Raw genomic sequence first — 17,969 nt, forward strand, 5'->3', positions numbered from 1 at the left:
GTCGGGGGCGCGGCGCAGGTGCCGCAGGGGTTCGGCTGGGTGCGGGTGATCGACCGCCGGTTCGTCCGCCAGGCGCACCGGTGGGGGATCGAGGTGCACGTCTGGACCGTTGACGAGCCCGCCGAGATGCGGCAGCTGCTGGACGCCGGGGTGGACGGGCTGGTCACCGACCGGCCCGACCTGCTCGACGAGGTGCTGCGGGAGCGGTTCGGCGAACCGCGGTCGGAGGTCGGCGGATGAGTACAACTACGCATTGTCCTCGCTCGGGCCTCCACCGTGTTCGATCGAGCCAGTAAGGTCCGGTTACCCCCAATCGAGTGATATTGGCTTCGGAGGGACCGAACGGATGAGCGTGATGGGCAGCGACGTGGCACCGGACGCCGCGCAGCGGCGTCGGGAGCAGCGTGGTTGGTGCTGGTACGACTGGGCCAACTCGGTGTTCCCGACCTCGGTGTCGACGGTCTTCCTCTCGCTCTACCTCACGGCGGTGGCCACCTCGGCGGCGCAGGCCGACACCGAGCGCAACGGCCTGGACCCGTGCCCCGGCGGCAACGCACTGGTGGACTGCGACATCTCGATCTTCGGGTTGACCTTCCCGGCCGGCTCGCTGTGGGGGTACCTGCTGTCGGTAGCCACCGTGGTGCAGGTGCTGGTCCTGCCGATCACCGGGGCGATCGCGGACCGCTCCAGCAGCAAGCGCCTGATGCTGGCGGTGCTGGCCTTCGGCGGGGCCGCCACGACCGCGCTGCTGGCGCTGGTCGGCGGGCAGAACTGGCAGCTGGGCGTGGTGCTGTTCATCCTCGGCAACATCTGCTTCGGCGCCTCGGTGGTGGTCTACTACTCGTTCCTGCCGGAGATCGCCACCGCCGACGAGCGGGACATGGTCTCCACCAAGGGCTGGGCCTTCGGCTACCTGGGCGCCGGGGTGGCGCTGGCCCTGCACCTGGTGATCTACCTCTTCCACGGCTCCTTCGGGATGGACTCCGACGCCGCGATCCGGCTGATCTTCCTGTCCTCGGGCCTGTGGTGGGCGGCGTTCACGCTGCTGCCGCTGGCAGCCCTGCGCCGCCACCGCGCCCCGGAGGGCGCACCGCGTGCGACGGCCAGCGTCACCGACGGGTTCCGGCAGCTGAAGAGCACGCTGCGGGAGGCCAAGCTCTTCCCGCTGACGCTGGCGTTCCTGGGCGCCTACTGGATCTTCACCGACGGCATCGCCACGGTCGTCCAGGTCGCCCCGCAGTACGGCAACCTGGAGCTGAAGCTGCCGCAGGACGCGCTGATCGTCACCGTGCTTATCGTGCAGTTCATCGCCTTCGTCGGCGGCATGCTGCACGGGGTGCTGGCCAAGCACATCGGCGCCAAGAAGACGATCCTGATCAGCCTGGCGGTGTGGCTGGTCGTGGTCGTCGCGGCCTACTTCGTGGAGGCTGGGCAGGAGGTGCAGTTCTACGGCCTGGCGGTGGGCATCGGCCTGGTGCTGGGCGGCACGAACGCGCTGTCCCGGTCGCTGTTCAGCCAGATGGTCCCGCCCGGCCGGGAGGCGGAGTACTTCTCGCTGTACGAGGTGGGGGAGCGCTCCACCTCCTGGCTGGGCCCGCTGGTGTTCGCCGGGGTCGGGCAGGCCACCGGGTCGTTCCGGCTGGCCATCATCTCGCTGGTGGTGTTCTTCGCCGTCGGCCTGGTGCTGGTCGCCCTGGTGCCGGTGCGCCGCGCCATCGAGGCCGTCGGCAACCCGGCCCCGAAGGTGCTCTGAGGCGGGCTGGTTCCGTGACTGCGGGGCGCACCTGACGGGTGACGCTCCGCGGTCGCCCTGCCGTTCCGGTGCCGTTGCTCCAAGCTGGTGATGGGCGGGTTCGGGGAGCACGGCGTGTTGGGAATATGCCGGTACGCTGCGTTGTGAAAGGGGTGAACGAAGTGTCGATACATTCCGTTACTCCTTGGCGGCGCTCCTGCTCCTTCTGGGGCGTGATCTATGTCCCACTCTCGACGTTTTCCCTGGACCTGGTTTAGCCATAGTGACTCGACATCTGGCACTATCACCCGTTCGAACGCACCTATAGATTGCGGGTGGGAAAACGCGTCACGAACGCGGACCGACTGCATCTCTAGGGAGAAGGCTGTCGTTGACGGGTGAACAACGTCACCGACGGCAACCAGAAGCACGACACCGGGAACAGACGGCGGGTCCCCCGTCGTTGCACACGGTGAGCACAACCGCCCGGGCTCGGCCCCGGGCCGAAGTGAAAGGAACCGTCATGGCCGACCGCGTTCTGCGTGGCAGCCGGCTCGGAGCAGTGAGCTACGAGACCGATCGCAACCACGACCTCGCACCGCGCCGGACGGTGCGCTACGCCTGCCCCAAGAGCCACGAGTTCGAGGTGCCGTTCTCCGACGACGCCGAAGTGCCGCCGACCTGGGAATGCCGCCTGCACGGCACGGAGTCGAAGATCATCGACGGCAGCGAGCCGGAGCAGAAGAAGGCCAAGCCGCCGCGCACCCACTGGGACATGCTCCTGGAGCGACGCACCATCCCGGAACTCGAGGAGCTGCTCAACGAGCGCCTGGACCTGCTGCGCGCCCGCCGCGGCCGGTAAGTCCGAGCGACACGCTTGCGAAGCGCCTGGGACAGCGATCCCAGGCGCTTTGACGTGTTTCCCGGACGCCCACCGCGCAGCGGCAGGGCGGCCGGGCCTCAGCGGCGGAGGGTGCGGAGGGCTCCCGCGACCTGGTGGCCGCGGCGGCGCAGGCCCCACTTGGTGACCCGCACCAGGGCTTCGCGGACCACCTCGGCGTCCATCTTCGAGCTGCCGACCTCGCGCTCCACGAAGGTGATCGGCGCCTCCACGACCACGAACCCGGCCTCCACCGCGCGCCACGCCAGGTCGACCTGGAAGCAGTAGCCCTGCGAGGCCACGTCGTGCAGCCGGACCGTCTCCAGCACCTCGCGCCGGTACACCCGGAACCCGGAGGTGATGTCGTTGATCGACACCCCCAGCGCCAGCTTCGAGTAGGTGTTCGCGCCGCGGGACAGCAGCGCCCGGTACCAGGGCCAGTTCACCGTCCGCCCGCCGGGCACGTAGCGCGAGCCCAGCACCACGTCGGCCCCGGTGCCGTCCGGGCCGATCATGCCGATCAACCGCGGCAGGTCCTCCGGGGAGTGCGAACCGTCCGCGTCCATCTCGATGATCGCGTCGTAGCCGCGGGTCAGCGCCCACTCGAACCCGGCGACGTAGGCCGCGCCCAACCCGGCCTTGCAGGTGCGGTGCAGCACGTGCGCCCGCTCGTCCTCGGCCGCCAACCGGTCGGCGACCTCCCCGGTGCCGTCCGGGCTGCCGTCGTCGACGACCAGCACGTGCGCCGCGGGCATCGCGGCGAACAGCCGGTGCACGATCGGTTCCAGGTTGTCCCGCTCGTTGTAGGTGGGGATCACCACGAGCACCGCGTCGGCACCACCGCCGGGGGTTCGCCGGGTCGACATCCATGTCCTCCTAGCCGGTCGCGTGGACCGGCCGTGCGTTCTGCGTTCGGTCGGGTGCTTGCTCGGGGTGCGGCTCAGCCGCGCTCGCGGCGCGGCAGCCACCAGGTGGCCAGCACCGCGCCGGCCGCCAGCGCCACCAGCACCCACGTCGGCGCGGCCCCCAGCTCGGTGGCCACCGTCCGCGTCGAGCGCAGCGGCACGTCTGCGACCAGATTCTCCGCGGTGAACTGCTCGGTCTGCTCGGTGACCGAGCCGTCGGGCTGCACCACGGCGCTCACCCCGCTGGTCGAGGCCACCACGATCGCGCGCCCGTGCTCGACGGCGCGCAGCCGGGCCATCGCCAGCTGCTGGTAGGTCATCTCGGAGTGGCCGTACCAGGCGTTGTTGGTGGGCAGCGCGAGCACGGTCGCGCCCTGCCGAACCGCGCCGGTGTAGACGTCGTCGTAGGCGACGTCGTAGCAGATGCCCACGCCCACCCGGATGCCGCCGACGGTGAGCACCCCGGGTTCGTCGGCGGGCACCATGTCCCGCGGGAAGCGGTCCACGAACGGGGAAACCCAGCGGGCCAACGGGCGCATCGGGATCGTCTCGGAGAAGGGCACCAGGTGCTGCTTGACGTAGCGGTCCCCGGCGCCGGTGGCCGGGTCCCACTGCACGGCCTGGTTGCGCAGCGTCCCGTCGGGGTCGGTGCCGAGACCACCGACCACCAGCGGGACGCCGAGCTGCTCGGCGATGGCGGACAGCTGCGGGTCGGTCCGGCCCGGGCCCCAGCTGCCGACCTGCTCGGGCAGCACGACGAAGTCCGGTTGCGGCACCCGCCCGGCCTGGACGTCCGAGGCCAGCTGCTGCGCCGCCGCGATGTGGTTGGCGCGCAGCTCGCCGTCCTCGTAGAGCAGCCCGAGCCCGATGTTGGGCGCGTTGCCCTGCACGAGCGCGACCCGCGCGGTGCCCTCCTCGGCGTCGGTGCCGACGAGCGGCAGCGCCGCCACCCCGCCGAGGACCGGGACCAGCACCGCCGCCAGGGGAGCGGCCCAGTTGCGCCGCGCGCGCAGCCGGTGCGCCAGCTCGGCCAGCCCGCCGCCGATCAGCGCGACCGCGAACGACACCAGCGCGCTGCCGCCGAGCGCGGCCAGTGGCAGCAGCCACCCGGTGTCCTGGGTGAAGGCCAGCCTGCCCCAGGGGAAGCCGCCGAAGGGCACGCTGGAGCGCAGCACCTCGAAGGCGACGAACACCGCCGCCATCCACACCGGGCCGCCGGGCAGTCGGCTGACCCGCGCCATCCCGGCACCGGCGAGCCCGATGAACAGCGCCTCGACCGCTGCCACGCCCAGCCACGGCCACGGGCCGAAGTCGGCGCCGAGGAAGTCCTGCAACCAGCCCAGCAGCGGCAGCAGGAAGGAGAAGCCGAACAGCAGGCCGTAGCCGAACCCGGCGCGCGCCCGGCGGTGCCGGACGACCGCGGCGAAGACCGCGAACGCCAGCGGCGCCAGCCACCACAGCTCCCGCGGCGGGGACCCGGCGTAGAGCGCGAAACCGGCCGCCACCGCGGCCAGCACCTGCAGCAGCCAGCCCAGCCCGGCTGATCGGCCTCTGGTTGTGCTGCGATCCGGCCGTGCGGTGCGCTGCGGACGAGTCGTGGGGGGAGCCAAACGATCAACCTTCTGGGTGCTGCGGTACCGGCCGGGCCGGAACGCCGAACGTCGTGCTGGTCGGAGGTGCGCGAGCGGTCGGCGCGCACTGGACAAAGATACGCCGGGGCGCCGCGGCGGAACCTGCCTGGGCGAGGGGCCGCAGGTCGGCGGCTGATCAGGTGGTGGTGTCCGCGGGACCGGTGCGCCCGGCGGGCCGTTCCGCCATGCTGGGGCGCGAGTCGATCTGGGAGGTGCGCAGTGGTCGCGGAGCTCGGTGGTGGACAGCACCAGGTCATCGCGTTGCACGGGTGGTTCGGGTCGGGGGCCGCGTGGTGGCCGGTGCAGCCGCACCTGGACGGCAGCCGCTTCCGGTACGTGTTCCCGGACTACCGCGGGTACGGCGAGCGGGTCGACGAGCCCGGCGAGCACACCCTCGCCGAGGCCGCGCAGGACGTGCTGGCGCTGGCCGACGAACTGGGCTTCGAGCGGTTCTCGCTGGTCGGCCACTCGATGGGTGGCGCGGTGATGCAGCGCGTGCTGGCCGATGCGCCGCACCGGGTGCGGGCGCTGGTCGGGATCTCCCCGGTGCCCGCCAGCGGCGTCCCGTTCGACGAGCAGGCCTGGGCGTTGTTCACCGGCGCGGTCGACGAACCCGGCAACCGGCGCGCCATCCTCGACCTGACCACCGGCAACCGGCTGACCGGGGTGTGGCTGGACGCGGCCGTGCGCCACTCCCTGGAGCACTCCGACCGCCGGGCCTTCGGCGACTACCTGGAGGCGTGGGCCAAGGCCGACTTCCACGCCGAGGTCCAGGGCAACCCGGTGCCGGTGAAGGTGGTCGTCGGCGAGCACGACCCGGCGCTGGGCGCGGAGACCATGCGGGCCACCTTCCAGCAGCACTACCCGAACTGCGAGCTGGAAGTCCTGGCCGGCGCGGGGCACTACGCGATCGACGAGGCGCCGATCGCGCTGGCCACCAGCATCGAGCGGTTCCTCGCCGGCGCGAGCTGAATTCGATGACGTGCCGGATCGCGGCCGACACGAAACGTTACGCTGAGCCCGGTGATCTTGGGTGCGGGAGAGGAGCGGTCGATGACCGGGCACGACGTCGGCGGGAACCGCTTCGACGGCCACGCGCTCGGTGTCGTGCAGGCACACGACTTCCACGGTGACGTTCACTTCCACGCGCCGCAGTCGCCCAACCCGCCACCGAAGCAGGTCCCGCCGCCGAGCCGGTTCTTCACCAACAACGAGCGGCAGCTCGGCGAGATCAGCGGGTTCCTGGCGGCCGGTGCGGACGAGCGCCCGCCCGCGGTGGTGGTCATCCAGGGGCCGCCCGGCAGCGGAAAGAGCGAAACCGCCTACCAGTGGGTCCAGGAGCACCGCGGCGACTACCCGGACGGCGCGTTCTACGCCCGGCTGACGGCCGCACCCGGTCCGGTCAGTGAGGCGCTGCACCAGTTCCTGCTCGCCATCGGCTACCAGCCCGCCGAGCTCCCGGCCGGGCTGGACGCCCGCGCCAACCTCTTCCGGTCGTGGACCAGCGGCAAGAAGGTCGTGGTGGTGGTCGACGACGCGGTCACCGCGGCGCAGGTCCTGCCGCTGCTGCCGGGCACCGGGCACTCGGCGGTGCTGGTCACCGAAGCCCGCTCGCTGAGCGCCCTGCGGGTGCGCGCGGGCGCGGAGTTCGTGCCGCTCGACCCGCTGACCGGGGAAGCCGCGCGACTGCTGCTCTCCCGCATCGTCGGCGGGACCAGGGATCTGGTCGGCGAAGCCGAGCAGGTGGACCGGCTGGTCGAGCTGTGCGAGGGGCAGACGATCGCGCTCTGCGTGGCGGCCTCGGAACTCGCCCGCGCCCCGGAGCGCCCGGTGGCCCGGCTGGTCCGCGAGCTGTCCAAGGAAGGGCAGCGGCTGCGGCGGTTGTCGCGCGACGACGGCCTGTCGGTGAACGCGGTGTTCAACACCGCGGTCGCGCGCCTCGACGAAGGTGCGCAGCAGCTCTACGCGGCTTTCGGGCAGCACCCCGGGGTCGGGGAGGTGAGCTTGGCGGCGTTGGCGGCGGCTGTGGAGCTCGACGAGGACGACGTGCGCGAGGCGCTGGACGCGCTCGCCTCCGCTCATCTGATCCGCGAGGTCGCCGACGATCGCTACTTCGCCTACAGCCTGGTCCGCGAGCACGCCCGCCCGCTCGGCAGCGCCGAGGTGCGTGCCCGCTTCACCGAGTTCTACGTCCGCCGGGCGCTGGCCGCCGGACATGCGGTGCAGCCGAGGCGCGGCTGGCTGGAGGCGTTGTGGCCGGGTTCGCGGCCAGAGCCGGTGCCAGTCGAGGAGGCCCGGCAGTGGCTGGACGTCGAGCGGGCGAACCTGCGCGCGGTGGCGGGCGAGTTGCACGCGATGGGTGCGGAGCAGGTCTGCCAGCTGGCCGTCGCGCTGTGGCCGTTTCAGGAGCAGGGCAAGCACGTCGACGACATGGACGTGCTCAACGACCACGCGGTCGAGGTCGCCGAGCACCGCGGGCTGACCTTCGCGGCCGGGCTGGCGCTGATCCAGCGCGGCTTCGCCTTCCGGGCCCGCGGCGAGTCCGACAAGGCCGCCGACCTGTTCGCCGCGGGCGAGGCCAAGGCCCGCGCGGTCTCCCGCGACGACCTGGCAGCCACCGCCGTGGAGTCGCTGGGCCTGAGCCTGCGTGATCACGGCGACCGGGAAGGGGCCCGCGCTGCCCTGGAGCGGAACCTAAAGATGGCCGAGCGGCTGGGCGATCCGCGCCGGTTGGCGCTGGCTCGGATGCACCTCGGTTCGGTGGCCGAACCGCAGTTCGGTGAGCAACTGCTCGACCAGGCGCTCGTCGAGTTCGGGGCCGAGCCCTACAATGCCGCCAAGACGCGCATGTGGCGCGGACGTCGGCGCACCGAGCTGGGGCGCTACGACGAGGCGGACGTCGACCTGCGCGCTGCTTTGGAGCACATGACGGAGCACGGGTACCACTTCGACCGCGCGCAGGCGTTGGTCGGACTCGGTGACCACGCCTTGGCCGCAGGGGACGCGGAGGCCGCGCAGCAGCACTTCCTGGACGCTGCCGCGGTGTGCCGGACGCGTGGGTTCGCCGAGCTGGGCGAGCAGGTGCAGTCGCGGCTCGATCAGTCCTGAGTGGACAGCCGGACCAGTTCTTCCCGCTGTCCCAGGATGATTCGGAGCTGGTCCGGGAGCTCGCGCGGTGACCTGCCGGAGCACAGCCAGGCGTGCAGGACAGCGGCGCAAACCGGCCCGAGGTCGGCGGGACCGGTCACGCGCGTGCCGGGCAGGTCGGCGCCACCGATGACCCAGTGCCCGGCGCCGTCCCTCGTCGCTGCGAGCATGCAGCCCGGCAGGCGGGACAGCGACGAGCGGACCCAGCGCAGCGGGTCGGCATAGCGGTCGTCGTGCACGAGGACTTCCGCGAGCTCCAGCCACCTCCGGTCCGGTTCGTCGGCGCAGGCCACCAGAACACCACCGGAGGTCGTCGGCTCGTCCAGCGCCGCTGCCGGGAAGCGCGTGACGGACGCGGCGTGGTCGGCCAGCCGCACCTGGACGAGTTGACTGCCCACGCCGCTGGGCGGCGCGGTCGGCAGCGGCACGGCGGCGGAATCTGCTGGGGCAGGCGGTTCTTCGAGCTCCAGGCGGGTGTAGATCTCGGCGCGCAGCAGCGGCGCCGACCGCCCCGGCTCGGAGGTGGCCAGGTCGGTGATGTCCGCGAAGTCCGCTGCCCGGTGGGCGGAGATCGCCGCGTCGACCTGCCCGGCGAGCGGGGCGTGCGGGTCGAGCCGAGGTGCGGTGCGCAGCAGGGCGGCGATCGGGGAAGCGGGGTCGACGGTCTCCTCCGGCCACGTCGCCAGCAGGACCGGGGTGCCCAGCGCGGCCGAGTAGAACGTCACCGAACCGTGGTCGCCGATGGTGAGGTCAGCGGCGACGAGCCCGGCCCGCCAGCCCTCCTCCGGTGGCAGCACCACCACCCCGGCCCTGGTGCACTCGGCCAGCCACATCCGCACCTGCCACGGCGAGTGGCCGTGCCAGATGTTCGGGTGCAGCGCCACCACCACGCGGTACTCGTCGAGCGGCAGCTGCCGGGCGAGTCGCAGCACCAGCGACGGGTGCTGGCCGAACAGCGAGTCCCCGCCCCAGGTGGAGGAGATCACCACGCAGCGCTGGTCGGGGTCGATGCCCAGCCGGTGCCGGTAGGAGTCCCGCAGCGGTCGGCTGGCCAGCATCCGGTCGAAGCAGGGGTCCCCGGCCACCAGCGCTACCGGGACGGCCTCCGGGCAGTAGCGGGCGAGCCGATCCCGCTGCTCGTGGTGCGAGAGCACGGCGACCGAGGGGACCACTTCACCCTCGTGCAGCAACCACGCATCGGACAGCCCGAAGACCGGATTTCCCTGGATTTCCCTGGATTTCAGGAACTTGTTGTATCCCATTCCGTGCGGCAGGACGACGAGCGGAGCACTGATCTCGTGCAACGGTCCGCCGTAGCTCGCCGTGACGGCGAGGTCGAAATCGCCCCGCACCGCCTGTTCCCAGTCGACCGGGGTGATGCCGCGCTCGCCGAGGAAGTCCGTGGTGCCGGTGGTGAAGGCGCTGGACCCGACGCAGCTGAACACCGTCTGGACGCGCAGGTCACCGGCCCACAGCGGGACCACGTCGAGCAGTCGGGTGGCGGCGGTGACGTTGTGCACGACCACCAGCACGCGCCGGGTGGTCGAGGCGGTGCGCCACCGCCTGCCGGGCGCGCCGATCAGCAGTTCGTCCCACTCCAGCGCCACGTGATCATCCTATCCGCCGGGTAGGCTCACCCGTTCGTGGGAATCCGGGAACCCGCCGCGGGCGGTGGTCCTACTGTGCCTGCGTGCAGAAGATGATCAATCCCTCTCGGCGCCTGACCACCGCGGTGCTGGCAGCCGCCCTGATCGGGGTGGGTGCGCCCACCGCCTACGCCACGTTCGGGGACGAAGCACCAGCGCAGAACGGGCGCGGCGCGCCCTTCGTGGAGACCAGCCTGCTGTTCGGCACCGTCCGCCCCGACGGGGGCGAGCCGGTCAGCGACGAGCAGTTCCACGCGTTCATCGACGAGGTGGTCACGCCCCGGTTCCCGGACGGGCTCACCGTGCAGGACGGCTACGGCCAGTACCGCGACGCCAACGGCGTGATCGAGCGGGAGCGGTCCTACGAGCTGGTCCTGCTCTACCCGGTTGCCGAGCAGCGGGAGAACGACGCCAAGATCGAGCAGATCCGGCAGGCCTACGTCCAGCGCTTCGCCCAGGAGGCGGTCGCCCGGGTCGACGACCGCACCGCGGTGGACTTCTGATCCTGCCGGACCGGGATCAGCGGCCGTGGTAGGTGAAGGCCGCCCAGTGGCTCGGGGTCGCCGGGGTGGTTCCGGCGAAGTGGCTGGACAGCTCCGGTGGCACCGCCGGGATCGGGGTGCGGTCCGGGTCGAGCATCCACAGCTGGGCGGCCCGCAGGGCCTCGGCGGGCTCGGGGGAGCCGTTGTTCAGGTGGTGGTGGAAGGCGATCATGAACATCGCGGTCACCAGGTCGTCGATCGCCCACTTGGTGCCGACCACCCCGCTGGCCCCGGCCGCCAGGAACGCGGTGGCCAGGGTCAGGACCTCGTCGTGCTGACGGGCGGTCAGGTCGCTGGCGCACGCCGCCAGCACCACGAGCGCGCCGCGCGGACCGCTCCGGTACCGCAGGACGTCGCGCACCGGCAGCGACCGCCCGCCACCCAGCCGCAGCGCGGATTCGACCGGCAGCTCAGCCGGTTCGGCGTGGCAGCCCAGGTGCAGCAGGGTCGCGCCGGGCAGCGCGGCCAGCACGTCGTCCGGGGTCGGCACCGAACGGCGTCCCGGTCGACCGAGGTAGTGGCCGTGCGCGTAGTGCGCCGCGTGGATCTGCCCGACCTCGTGGCGGGTCCAGTACAGGTCGGGCGTGCGGACCAGGACCGGCCGGTCCGCGAAGGGCACTGCGGGGCGGCGGGCGGCTTCCACGAACTGGCGCGCGGAAGCCGCGTAGCCGATCACGACGTCCTGGCAGGCGTAGCGGAACTGCCCTCCTGCGGCGGGTTCCCGCGCTGCGTGCCACGGGACGAGGCTCAGCGGGCCGGTCGGCACCAGCACGATCCGCTCCGGTCGGTCGCCGCCGAGCCAGTCCAGCAGGGGACCGATCGCGGCGGTCCACGCCCAGTCGCACAGCGTGCCCAGCGAGGCCTGCCAGGGCTGCTCCACGGCCGGGCCGAGGGCGGCGCGCTCCTGCTGCAACCGGTCGAAGTGCTGGACCGGGGTGTGCTCGCGCAGCTTTGGGAGCGGCAGGTGGTGCAGGCCGCCGTCGTCGGTGATCACCACCGCTTCGCCCGCGATGAGGTACACCAGTGCCCGCGCGCCGCGGTTGCGCAGCTCGGCGCTGACCTCGGACGTGCTCGGTGGGGAGAGCAGTTCGCCCTCCGCCGCAGTGCCCCGCAGCGCCCGCTGGGCCGCCAACCGCAGGTCGCTGGGCAGCTGGAGGTCGGCCGGGCCGCTCCGCCCGGTGCCCGCGTCCCAGGGCTGCTCCAGGTCGACCTCGACCGACCACCGCTCGGCCAGCTCGGGATGACCGCTGTCCCGCAGCAGGTCCGGCATCGTCGCCGCGGAGGTCGCCGCGTGCAGGACCATGCCGCGGCCGAGCTCCAGCGCTTGCACCGCTGACGGCAGGTCGTTGGTGCGCAGGCAGCGCCGCGCTGCCACGGCGGCGTTGCCGAAAGCTGCTGCGGCGACGCCCATCGCCCGCTGCGGACTGGACTGCAGCAGCACACCGCGCGCCCGCACCCGCAGCGCCTCCAGGCTGGTCTCGATCGCGAGCCGCAGGTCACCGCGCTCCTCGTAGTTCGCGGCCAGCAGGTTCAGGTTGGCCGACAACGCCTCGCTGGTGCCCGGCGGGTGGTCCCGGACCATGCGCTCCAGGCCGTCGATCGTCGCGTCCAGCGCGTCGGCGGAGCTGCGGCGCCAGGACCGAGCTTGGCGCGCGAGCGCCAACAGGTGCACCGTGAAGTACTCCAGCTCCTTCGGCAGGTCAGGCCGTCGGCTCACCGCGTCGAGCGCGGCCAGGCCTTCGTCGGCCAAGTCCAGGTCGCCCGCGGCCATGCCGGATGCCGCGCAGAGCAGCGCAGCACCGCAGAGCTCGGTGACCTGCTCCTCGCCGGGCACCTGCTGCGCGGTGCGTAGCGCGTCGCGGGCGGTGTCGAGCTCGGCCGGTTCCGGCGGTGCCGGGGCGGATCCGAGCCCCAGCTGCGCCAGCAGGCGCAGCGAGGTGGCGCACCTGGCCGCCCACCGGACGCGGTGCTCCGGCATGGCACCACCGGCCGCGTCCCGCAGCTCGCGCATCCCGGTGTCGACATCGCTGATCCGGCCCGCGGTCATCTCGCCCATCCAGGACATGAACGCGGCGAGGCGGCGGTCGTCGTCGAGCGAGTAGTACCGGGCCGCCTCGACGTCCTCGCGGTTGCCGGACAGCAGGTAGCGGGTCATCAGCATCTTGCCGACGACCGGGTTCATGTCGGCACGCGTCTCGTCGTCGGGCGGCAGCAGCTCGTCGGCCCGGCGCACGTGGTCCAGGGCGTCCTGGACGGTGTCGAGCGAGTGGCCCAGCCCGTACTCGGCGCTGAGCGCGAGCAGCGCGTGGCTGAACCCGGACGCCGTCTCGACGTCCGAGTAGTCCTGCGCCACGTGCTGGGCGATCTCCTTGGCCCGGGCCAGGGCTTCCGCCGCCCCGTCACCGCCGCGGTGGGCCTTGACCACCAGCGACGAGGCCAGCGCGATCAACTCCTCGGCGCGCTCGGGCGACCCCTCGGGCAGCGAGTGGATCCGCTGCTCGCTCCGGTCGACCAGCAGCGCCAGGTCCTCGGGGCGCAGGCTCTCGGGCGAGTCCGGCCGCACCCGGAAGAGCAGGAACACCTCGTGCAGCAGCGAATCGGCGGGCAGGGCCTCGGCAGCGGCGGTGAGCAGCCGCTCGACCTCCGCGTCGTCCTGGCAGCCGGGCAGGGCGGCGCTGACCGAGCGCAGGGTGGTCAGCTCGACCTCGCCCAGCTCGCCGCCGACGGCGGCGGCCAGGTCGTGCAGCACCTCGGCCAGGCTGTGCTCGCGCAGGTCACGGCCGTTGAGCGACCAGACCAGCAGGCGGATGGCGGCGATCTCGTCGTCCTCGATCCCGGAGACCGCCGCCAGGTGCTGCTCCACCTCGGGCAGCCGCTGCGGATCGACGTGGCGGCGGATGGCGTCGAGGTCCGGCTCCCCGCGGCGCAGGTCAGCGGGGACATCGGCGAACAGCAGCAGGAGCGCGAGCGCGGAGTGGCAGAGGTCCCGGGTCCCTGGATCGGCCCAGTTCAGCGCTTCGGTGAACGCCTCGACGGCCAGGCGCTGGTCCTCCGCGGCTCCACCCAGCTGCAGGAACCGCACCTGCAGCATCGACGCCCGGCACAGCCACGCACGCCGGTGGAGAACGCCGTCCGCCGATCCGGCCAGCGCGACGTCGAGCAGCTCGATCGCTTCACCCACGTCCGCCGGGTCTTCGGTCTGCGAGGCGAGTTTCGCGTGGATCAGGCCACTGTGCGCGAAGGCGTCCGCGCGGCCTGGAGCGCCCAGCAGCTTCGACTCCCGCAGCTCGCGCATGATCTCGGCCGCTCGTCGCAGGTCGGGCAGCGAGTCGCGGACGGTGTGGGCCAGCGCCAGTTGCAGGAGCGCGCTGATCTGCTCGGGCGGGCCCAGGGCAGCCACCACGGCTTCGGCGAGTTCGATGGACCGGGCGGGGTCCTGGCCGGTCAGCTCGGCCCGCTGGATCAGGAGTCCGTTGAGCATCAGCAGGTCGGCGGCGAGCGGCTCACCGGCGGGCGTGCCGAGCAGCTTCCGCCGCTGCGCGGCGATCGCTGCGTCCAGGTCGGCGAGCTCGGCCGGCGGGTCGCTCGGCAGCGGGTCCGAGGCCACCGCCGCGCGGATCGCCACCAGCTGGTGGCGGCGCGGATCCGACTCCTCCAACCCGTCGATGAGGACGTCGAGGTCCCCGGCCATGACGTCCCAATCCCGCTGCGTGGTCTCGGCGCCCTGCCCGATGATGACGTTCACGCGGATCGCGGCGAGCTCGGGGAACGCGGCGACCCGGTCGGACAGCGCGTCGAGGTGCTCGCGCAGCACAGCGGCCGGGGCAGCGCGGGCGCACTCCGCCAACTCCTCGTCCGACCACGGCCGGGGACGGCGCTCGGCGCGCGGCACCTGCTCGGACAGCAGGAGGTAGACGAGCTCGATGTGGCAGCGGTCGGCGGACTCGGGGTCGAGGTCGGGCCAGGCCAGCAGCGAGGTGAAGGCGTCGACGGCATGGCGCAGGTCGCTGTCCGGCCCGCCCATCGCGCGGAACCGCGCGGAGCACAGCGCGGCGCGGTGGAACTGCGCACCGCGCCGCAGCGGGCCGTCGTCGAGCAGCGCGAAAGCGGCGTCGAGGTCCGCGATCGCCTCCGCCGCGCACTCCTCGTCAGCCAGCTGGATCGCGACGTCCGCGCAGACCATCCCGCTGCGGGCGCGGATCTCCACGTGCAGCAGGATCTCGTCGTCCAGCAGCGCGCGCAGCTCCCGCAAGTGCACCAAAGCTGCTCGCAGGGCCTGCTCGCCGTCGCGGACCGCCCGCAGCCAGTGCGCAATGGCGAGGTGCAGCAGCGGTAGGGCGCGGGCGGGGGAGCCCTCGGTCGTCGCCCTGCGCACCCCGTCGGCGATCCTGATCGCCTCGTCGGGGACCTCTCCGGTCAGCTGGCTGCGCTGCAGCGACAGCTCGACCAGCTCCACGGCGCGCGGTAAGCCCGCTCGGCGTCGGTCTCCCGCGCCAACTCCTCGCGCCGTGCGGCGATGGCTTCGGCGAGCTCGGTTTCGGTCATCCTGCCCCCAGTGCAGTGGCCCGGCCGCCAAGATTAGACGACCGCGGTTCGTGTTGACAGCACTGTTGGGTTGGCACCCGTGAATGCCGGGTCGGCTGAAAGCCGCGCACAGAAGGGCTTCCCGGCCGTGACGTGATCGCGGCGCGGGCCCGCAGCCCGCCCTCCGCACGCATCCCGACGATCTCCCGGGAATGCGGAGAGGAGGTGAGAACGATGTCTGCCCACGAGCTTTCGGCTGCTGAGTGGCAGGCCTTCCAGGACGAGCACGGGGTCGGCGCCGTCGTCGAGGCGACCGTGGTGACGGTCGTCCCGTTCGGTGCGTTCGTCGAGGTCGCACCCGGGATCCACGGCCTGCTGCACGCGGATTCGTGGAACCGGACCCCGCAGGTCGGCGAGTCGCTGCTGGTCCGCATCGCGGAGTGGGGCCCACCAAGGCTGAGCGTCACCCCGGCCGGTTGACACCCGCAGCGTGACCCGCAGTGGTCGTGGGCGCGCAGCACGCCCGAGCGCACCCACGGCCACTGTGGACGGACCAGTTCTCCCGACGAGATCGGTGAGAACCTCGGTGGGCTCGGCGAAACCTGATGCGGGCTTCCGAGTTCACCTCCGCGCCCGATGATGCCTCGGGACGCCGCACGCCGTCTTCCGTAATTTCCACTGAGGTGATCCCAGTGAAATCGCACCGACGCACCCCGGCGTGGCGGGCGCCCGACACGCGGGAAGCCCGCAGTTTCAATTGAAACTGCGGGCGTCCCCCACTCATGTTCGAGGTTTCAATTGAAACTGCGAGCTCGTCACCCGTGGCTACAGTTTCAGTTGAAACTGTAGGTCCCGCGTGGCCAGGGGTGGTGGGTTGGGGTGTGGTTGTTCCTCGGAGGGGGAGGCGGAGTTGTGCGATCTCAATGAATCAGAAGTCTGATTTCTGGGGAGATCACGGTGGGTTGCCCACCGGGGTCGGTGTGTTGGGGCGTGCGAACACCGTCGTCCTGCGGGGTTCCCAAGGCCTCCCGGGAGGTTGTTCCCGTGTCGGGTGGGTTCGGGTCAGGGGCGTCGGGGGGTGCGGCGGGCGATGGCGACGCCGAGGAGGCAGATCGCGCCACCGGTCAGGGCGTGCAGCGTGGGCGCCTCGCCGAGCAGCAGCCAGGACATCAGGACCGAGAGCGCCGGGGCCGCGTACGACGTCGCGCTGAGCTTGCCCGCGTCCATCCGGCGCAGGGCGTACGCCCACGTGGTGAAGCCGATGGCGGTCGGAAACAGTCCCAAGTAGACGGTGGCGAGGATCGCGCTCGGTGGGGCGGTTCGCAGCTCGTCCAGCAGCTGCGGGGCCCAGGGCAGCAGCACCGCGGTGGCCACCACGCAGCCCAGCCAGATCGCGACCAGCCCGTCCACGCCCCGCAGGGCGGCCTTCTGGACCAGCATCCCCGAGGCGTACAGGACGGCGGCGACCAGGCACAGCACCACGCCGAGCCAGTCGCGGTGGCCGGACGAGCCGAAGGCGATGATCGACAGCCCACCCATGGCGACGAGGGAACCGAGGAGCAGCACCTTCGGGTACCCCTCACCGAAGAACAGCCCCCCGCCGAACGCAATCAGCAGCGGTGCGGTGTTCACCAGCAGCGCGGCGGTTCCGGCGTCGATGTGCAGCTCGGCGGCGTTGAGCACCACGGTGTACCCGGCCAGCCAGAGCACCGCGTACACCGCGACCAGCGCCAACGCCCGGCGTGACTGCGGCATTCGCGGTGCCCCGCGGAACCTGACCAGCGCCAGCGCCGTGAGCGCGGCCGCCGCGACGGCGAGGCGCAGCAAAGCCATCGGCGCGGGGGAGAGCGAGTGCCCGATGTCGCGGATGGCCACGAAGGCCGAGGCCCACAGCACGATGGTCACGGTGACGGCGATGGCCGCTTTCCCGCGTTCGGTCGGGGCAGTGGTGTCGAGAGTTCGGGTCTGACTGGTCACGCTGGTCATCGTCACCAGCCCGAGGGGAAAGGACAAGCGACTATTTCTTCCGAACGGTTAAGCAGTGCTTTACAGTTGGGGTGTGCTTGACCTGCCGAGACTGCGGGTGCTCCGGGCCGTCGTCGCGACCGGATCGATCCGCGCCAGCGCTGCCGCGCTCGGCTACACGCCCTCCGCGGTGAGCCAGCAGCTGTCCTCGTTGCAGCGCGAAACCGGGTTGCAGCTCTTCGACCGGGTCGGTCGCGGGATCGAACCGACCACCGCTGGTAGGACCCTCGCCGTCGAGGCCGAGTCGCTGTTCGAAGCCGTCAGCCGACTCGAAGGCGTGGTCGGCGACCTGCGGGCGGGGCGGATCGGCAGCCTGTCGATCGGCTACTTCGGCAGCGCCGGGGCGAACTGGCTGCCCCCGATCGTGGCCGCGCTGCGCACCGAGTTCCCCGAACTGCGCCTGGAGCTGCGGCTCACCGAGCTCGAACCGTCCGACCCGGACATCGACATCCTGGTCGAGCGGCCCGGCACCGGGTACCCGCCGCAGGTGGTGGTGCACCACCTCATCGACGACCCGTACCTGGTGGTGGTGCGCGAGGACGATCCGCTGGCCGGTCGCGCGGAGGTGCCGCTGGTCGAGCTGGCCGAACGGCACTGGGTGGACAACGACGTCGCTGCCGGGGCGTGCCGCCAAGTGCTCCTCGGGTCCTGCGCCGAAGCGGGGTTCGCACCCCGGTTCGCCGTGGAGACCCGCGACTACCAGACCGCGATCCCCTTCGTGGCCACCGGGATCGGCATCACGGTGGTCCCGCGGCTGGGCATCGGGAACCTGCCCGCGGGTCTGACCGCGGTCCCGGTGGTGGCACCGACCACCGTGCGCCGGATCAACGCGGTGGTGCGGAAGTCGGTCGCCGACCACCCCGCCGCGCGGCGCACCGTCGAACTGCTGCGCGAGTTGACCGCCGGCGACTTTTGAACCCCGCCCGCCGGGGGAACC

Annotated in this window: 14 protein-coding genes; 8 read left to right on the forward strand and 6 right to left on the reverse strand. The window is 72.1% G+C overall.

All coding sequences use genetic code 11. The features are described from left to right. From ABT324_RS19165 to ABT324_RS19175, 3 genes are all read left to right on the forward strand, one after another. Positions 1-240, forward strand: a 240-nt coding sequence (locus tag ABT324_RS19165) for a glycerophosphodiester phosphodiesterase family protein (protein WP_351178929.1), incomplete at its 5' end; no start/stop codon positions are given. Between the two features lie 106 nt (positions 241-346). Next, complete coding sequence (locus tag ABT324_RS19170) at positions 347-1,753, forward strand: MFS transporter (RefSeq protein ID WP_351178932.1); 1,407 nt, start codon at positions 347-349, stop codon at positions 1,751-1,753. A 502-nt stretch (positions 1,754-2,255) separates the two neighbouring features. Beyond that, positions 2,256-2,594, forward strand: coding sequence for an RNA polymerase-binding protein RbpA (locus ABT324_RS19175; protein WP_351178935.1), 339 nt, complete (start codon positions 2,256-2,258; stop codon positions 2,592-2,594). 98 nt (positions 2,595-2,692) lie between these two features. On the opposite strand, the gene ABT324_RS19180 is transcribed toward ABT324_RS19175, so the two are convergent. After that, the gene (locus ABT324_RS19180; protein ID WP_351178938.1) at positions 2,693-3,478 is read right to left on the reverse strand and encodes a polyprenol monophosphomannose synthase; all 786 of its coding nucleotides are present in this window, start codon (positions 3,476-3,478) and stop codon (positions 2,693-2,695) included. Between the two features lie 74 nt (positions 3,479-3,552). Continuing rightward, on the reverse strand, positions 3,553-5,034 hold the full coding sequence (gene lnt / locus ABT324_RS19185; RefSeq protein WP_351178941.1) for an apolipoprotein N-acyltransferase: 1,482 nt from the start codon (positions 5,032-5,034) through the stop codon (positions 3,553-3,555). Between the two features lie 333 nt (positions 5,035-5,367). Between lnt and ABT324_RS19190 the strand changes: the two genes are divergently transcribed. Further along, positions 5,368-6,120, forward strand: coding sequence for an alpha/beta fold hydrolase (locus ABT324_RS19190; protein WP_351178944.1), 753 nt, complete (start codon positions 5,368-5,370; stop codon positions 6,118-6,120). Between the two features lie 51 nt (positions 6,121-6,171). After that, positions 6,172-8,256 carry a hypothetical protein gene (locus ABT324_RS19195; protein ID WP_351178947.1) on the forward strand — a complete coding sequence of 695 codons (2,085 nt, stop codon included), beginning with the start codon at positions 6,172-6,174 and terminating at the stop codon, positions 8,254-8,256. Here the strand turns inward: ABT324_RS19195 and ABT324_RS19200 are convergent. After that, entirely contained in the window at positions 8,247-9,902 is a 1,656-nt protein-coding gene (locus ABT324_RS19200; RefSeq protein ID WP_351178950.1) for a hypothetical protein, read from the reverse strand. The genes ABT324_RS19195 and ABT324_RS19200 overlap by 10 nt on opposite strands. 92 nt (positions 9,903-9,994) lie before the next feature. Here ABT324_RS19200 and ABT324_RS19205 point away from each other — a divergent pair, with 92 nt between their 5' ends. Further along, positions 9,995-10,444 carry a DUF3574 domain-containing protein gene (locus tag ABT324_RS19205; RefSeq protein WP_351179183.1) on the forward strand — a complete coding sequence of 150 codons (450 nt, stop codon included), beginning with the start codon at positions 9,995-9,997 and terminating at the stop codon, positions 10,442-10,444. A gap of 16 nt (positions 10,445-10,460) precedes the next feature. Here ABT324_RS19205 and ABT324_RS19210 read toward each other — a convergent pair whose 3' ends face one another. Next, positions 10,461-14,939: a CHAT domain-containing protein gene (locus ABT324_RS19210; protein ID WP_351178954.1), complete on the reverse strand. Its 4,479-nt coding sequence runs from the start codon at positions 14,937-14,939 to the stop codon at positions 10,461-10,463. Then, entirely contained in the window at positions 14,900-15,028 is a 129-nt protein-coding gene (locus tag ABT324_RS19215; RefSeq protein ID WP_351178957.1) for a hypothetical protein, read from the reverse strand. Before ABT324_RS19215 ends, ABT324_RS19210 begins: the two co-directional genes overlap by 40 nt. Positions 15,029-15,241: 213 nt before the next feature. On the opposite strand from ABT324_RS19215, the gene ABT324_RS19220 reads away from it, so the two are divergent. Continuing rightward, the gene (locus ABT324_RS19220; RefSeq protein ID WP_351178960.1) at positions 15,242-15,487 is read left to right on the forward strand and encodes a S1 RNA-binding domain-containing protein; all 246 of its coding nucleotides are present in this window, start codon (positions 15,242-15,244) and stop codon (positions 15,485-15,487) included. A 582-nt stretch (positions 15,488-16,069) separates the two neighbouring features. Here the strand turns inward: ABT324_RS19220 and ABT324_RS19225 are convergent. After that, the gene (locus tag ABT324_RS19225) at positions 16,070-16,993 is read right to left on the reverse strand and encodes a DMT family transporter (RefSeq protein ID WP_351179186.1); all 924 of its coding nucleotides are present in this window, start codon (positions 16,991-16,993) and stop codon (positions 16,070-16,072) included. Positions 16,994-17,066: 73 nt separating this feature from the next. On the opposite strand from ABT324_RS19225, the gene ABT324_RS19230 reads away from it, so the two are divergent. After that, entirely contained in the window at positions 17,067-17,948 is an 882-nt protein-coding gene (locus ABT324_RS19230; RefSeq protein WP_351178963.1) for a LysR family transcriptional regulator, read from the forward strand. Positions 17,949-17,969: the final 21 nt, after the last annotated feature.

It is taken from the genome of Saccharopolyspora sp. NPDC000359, from assembly GCF_040300525.1.
Classification (GTDB): Bacteria; Actinomycetota; Actinomycetes; order Mycobacteriales; family Pseudonocardiaceae; genus Saccharopolyspora.